Genomic DNA, 4,175 nt, shown 5'->3' on the forward strand with positions numbered 1-4,175 from the left:
TCTTGGCACCGCAAAAGCCTTGAAAAATATAATTACTTGATAATAAACGAAAAATATTTTTACGCCCAACGAATAATCAGGTAGTTAGGATTGTTTCGATAATGATTCTCACAAAGTTGGGTTAAGGTTTTTCCATATCGCGATGACTATTTATCGCCCTCGGAAAACATTCCTATGACTCATAGTGCATTTGGTGACTTTCATTTCTGGGAAGAAAAATTCTGGAAGGAACAAGGTACACTTCAAATATACCCTCGATGGACTGAAGAAAAACATAAAGAAACGGCTCAATGAACAGAGCATTATCTATCCAAACTTCTGACAACTGTGTAACTCCTATAAAAAAGGAAAAACAGACATATCATCGGAGGTGCTCCAAATGAAAGATGAATATGATTTTACAAATGCGGAACAAGGCAAGTTTTACAGACCGATTGAGGAACTGGATATCCCGGTTTATCTGGATAAAGAAATCAGGCAATTCTTCTTTAAAAGCGTGCCCCCCGGCCTGCGCCCGAGACCAAACCTACAAATAACAAGGAGATACAAACTTGTTACTTAGAAGTATCCAAAGTAAAGATGGTGATTTTTCGTTAAGTAAAACTATCAACGCACTCATCAGAAAGGATATTGAAATCTCAAAAGAGTTGACATATTAGCCCTGTAGACTGACTATCGTGCATTTCTTTCGATACGGGAATTGTACCCTGTCCGGTTTTATTAAGCATGGCGAACTGATATGAGATTCAAGTACGATAACAAGAAAAGCGAACAACTCAAAAATAATCCGAAACGCGGGATTGGACTTGACGATGCGCAGGAATTGTTCGAGCATTATTATTATGAAGATTTAAGATGTGACGACCCAACCCAATACTCCGCTACCGGCTGGGTGCAGGGGAAATTATACACAGTGATCTATGAACAGAGGCATGACCATGAAGGGTTATATTATCATCTTGTAACCCTATGGAAGGCAACCAAACAGGAGGTGAGGAATTATGCCGAAAAGAGCTGAGAACATACCGACAGCTGACGAGCTTGCTGAAATGGCAGACAGAGGAGAGGATGTATCAAGATTTTTTACCGGTGACGGTAAAATGAAACCGCCTCTGAACAAAGCCGGAACGCAATCCGTCAAGGTCGATTTTACTCCAGAAATGCTGCATGAATTGGATAAAATCGTCAGAGAAGTGAACATCAGCCGACAGGCGGTTATAAAAATGTATATACGCCAGGCTATTGATCAGTATTATATGGCTAAAAAAGCGATGGCTTCATAAAACAGGATGCATACTATGCATCATCCCCGGTGCAGGAACCGCACCCTGTGCGGCTAATTGAAAGATAACGCGGAATCTGCATAATGAAACAGGTCATAATGTATACACATGGAATATGTAACCGAGAGAATATAGGGGGATATGGAGTCACTCTAATCTATAACGCCATCAAGAAAGAACTTTCAGGAAGGTGCGAGAATACGACGAATAATCGAATGGATATCTTATCTGTGATAAAAGGCTTGCAAGCTCTCAAGGAATCCTGCCATGTCACTGTCTATAACAATAATGCCTACCTGATTGATGCCATGACAAAAGGTTGGGTATACCGTTGGAAAGCCCAACAATGGAGAAACAGCGACAAGAAGCCCACTCCACACGTTGATCTCTGGGAACAACTCCTTGAACTCTGCCAACAGCATACGGTTGAATTTATATGGCGTCAATATTCCTCAAAACAGGAAGAATATCAAAGATGTGATACGCTGGCACGCTCTGCCATTATCCAAAAGAAATAGAGGGACACAGCTTTTTATGGCCCTAAGCTCCCGGCTTTGTTGATCAGAGGACCAGTGCAGACGTTTCTTTGAAGGAGAAGATCAGGCAATCAAACAGGAAGTGCGGAATCCAGGCTATTGATCAGTATTATATGGCTAACAAGGCATCGTTTCATAAAAAGAATGCATGCCTTGCCCGGCTTCAGCATTCATAACCCGCGATTATGGGAGCAGGCAGTAAAATCTACGCCCTTTGCGGAACAAGTAAACCAGAAAAGGAGGAGGAATAATGCCAGCTTCTATCAGTGGTTCAGTAGGCGATTCAGGTGGACAGAATTTTCCTGAAGATGTGCGTACCGTGTATGACCTGTTCAATGCAATACTTGTTACTCCATTAGCGGTCAGTGATCAGGTTTCTGCTGAGCTGATTGCCGCAATCCGGGATTTTCAATCCGCCTTTATGTCCCGCCCGGACGGCAGGATTGATGTGGGCGGCCGCACCTGGCGTAAGCTCACCACTGCTGTTGAGACCCCGGCAACAGAGATTTCCGGTTCCGTAGGGCAGGGCGGTCAGAACCGGGCCCGGGATGTCCGTATCGTCTACGAATTGTTGAATACCATTCTTTCGTCCCCACTTGTGGTGAGTGAGCAGGTTTCTGATGCCCTGATTGCGGCAATTCGGGATTTTCAATCCGCCTTTATGTCCCGCCCGGACGGCAGGATTGATGTAGGCGGTCGCACCTGGGGCAAGCTGACAGCGGCAGCAGAGAATCCTGGTTCTGGTAACGGAGGAGGAAATGGCAATAATGAGGAGGAAGTTCCTCCTGATGCGGACATCAACCTTGGTGGGCCTGATACAGCCTGGACCGCCTATTACCAGTGGAGTGACCGTGACGAGGCTGATTTTTCGCATTGGGTAGAGCGGCTTTTTGCAGATAAGAAAGGCTCGCTGGCAGCCTGCCTGCGTAATCCTGAAGGCAATACCCTTTATTCCGAGGAAGATCGCAATAATAGTATATTCAGCGATTGCGCAGATCTGCCCTACCTGCTGCGAGCCTATTTCGGTTATAAGAAAAAGCTCCCTTTCTCCTTTAACGTAACCATTTCCGGCAGTCGCTACAGTAATAATAACAGGCCAGGAAGCCGCCGCTCCTTTCTCAACTACTCCAGTTTTTCTTCATTAGCCAGGGCCATTTCCAACAGCGTCCATAGTGGTTTTTTTCGTTTTTTCTGGACCATGGAAAAGACCGATACCTATCTCTGCCAAGTCAATCGGGAGAGCATTGTGCCGGGAACGGTGTATTATGATGCCAATGGTCACGTTTTGGTGGTTTCACGGGTGGATGATGATGGCACGGTCTGGTTTGTTGATGCTCATCCTGATAATAGCCTGACGGAAAAACGTTTTGGGTCTTACCTCTCACGGGGCTCCTGTAAACAGGGAGGCGGGTTTCGTTGTTGGCGTCACCAGGAGGTGAGCAGGACTGGCAGTTTTACCCTGACCTCCAATGGCAACTCGTCCTTTTTTGATCAGGAGAAAAGTCAGTGTCAGGGCAGTTACGAGGTCGATGGACTTGAACTGGATTATCACCAATGGGTGAAGCGACAGCTGGCCACAGGGAGTGGTAAGGTGGATCCGATCAAGGAAGTGGAACAGCAGCTTACAGCACTGAATCAGGCCCTTCAGGATCGGGTGGATTCCATTGCAGCTGCTGTGGCCCGTAATATCCATCGTCAGCCCCATCCGTCCAGCCTGCCCTATAATATTTATGGGACTGTGGGGGATTGGGAAGCCTATTCAACCCCTGGCAGAGATGCCCGCCTCAAGGCCCAGATCCGGGAGATCTACAATCTGATAAAGGACAGCGTTCATGCTGTGGCCCAAGGGGACCATCCCTATGAATATGACGGAACTGCCTCGGAACTGGTTCGCCAGTTTGATAGCATTTGGCAGGAACAGAGTAGGGACATTCAGATAAGCTATGGCAATTCCAACGGGACTACGGTTACTCGAACTCTGGAGGAGATCATGGACCAGCTCTTTCTTCTTTCCTTTGATCCCTATCATTGCCCGGAACTGCGCTGGGGCGATACTGAGTCTGATTCATGCCCGGACGGTACTTCCAAAAGGTGGTGGTATGACCAGGAGCAACGCCTGCGTAATGTTATTGATACAGATCATCGCGCACATACTACTCTGGATTGGGGACCAGCAAAGACCCCGGATATTCATGTGGGTGATCTGTTGGAGCGTTTGAAGCAGGAGTATGGGCTTGTGTAAAGAGCGGAAGAAAATCAAAAAAAAATCCCTTACCAGTATTGCCCGGTAAGGGATTTACAAAAGAAATTGGCGGCGACCTACTCTCCCACATAGTCTCCCATGCAGTACCATCGG

Annotated in this window: 5 protein-coding genes; all 5 read left to right on the plus strand. The window is 46.5% G+C overall.

Annotated features, from left to right (window positions below; all coding sequences use genetic code 11):
• Nucleotides 1–379: 379 nt before the first annotated feature.
• The 5 genes from L2082_RS18650 (at nucleotide 380) to L2082_RS18670 (ending at nucleotide 4,061) form a co-directional block, all read left to right on the plus strand.
• On the plus strand, nucleotides 380–562 hold the full coding sequence (locus tag L2082_RS18650; protein WP_446012137.1) for a hypothetical protein: 183 nt from the start codon (nucleotides 380–382) through the stop codon (nucleotides 560–562).
• Nucleotides 563–739: 177 nt separating this feature from the next.
• Nucleotides 740–1,018, plus strand: a complete 279-nt coding sequence (locus L2082_RS18655; RefSeq protein WP_446012138.1) for a hypothetical protein — start codon at nucleotides 740–742, stop codon at nucleotides 1,016–1,018.
• A complete protein-coding gene (locus L2082_RS18660) occupies nucleotides 1,002–1,283 on the plus strand; it encodes a hypothetical protein (RefSeq protein ID WP_446012139.1) in 282 nt (93 codons plus the stop codon). The genes L2082_RS18655 and L2082_RS18660 overlap by 17 nt, the downstream gene beginning before the upstream one ends.
• 98 nt (nucleotides 1,284–1,381) lie before the next feature.
• Entirely contained in the window at nucleotides 1,382–1,801 is a 420-nt protein-coding gene (locus L2082_RS18665; RefSeq protein WP_446012141.1) for an RNase H family protein, read from the plus strand.
• 268 nt (nucleotides 1,802–2,069) lie between these two features.
• On the plus strand, nucleotides 2,070–4,061 hold the full coding sequence (locus L2082_RS18670) for a hypothetical protein (protein ID WP_446012140.1): 1,992 nt from the start codon (nucleotides 2,070–2,072) through the stop codon (nucleotides 4,059–4,061).
• Nucleotides 4,062–4,175 lie beyond the last annotated feature (114 nt).

The sequence above is a fragment of the Candidatus Electrothrix sp. genome (assembly GCF_052785085.1).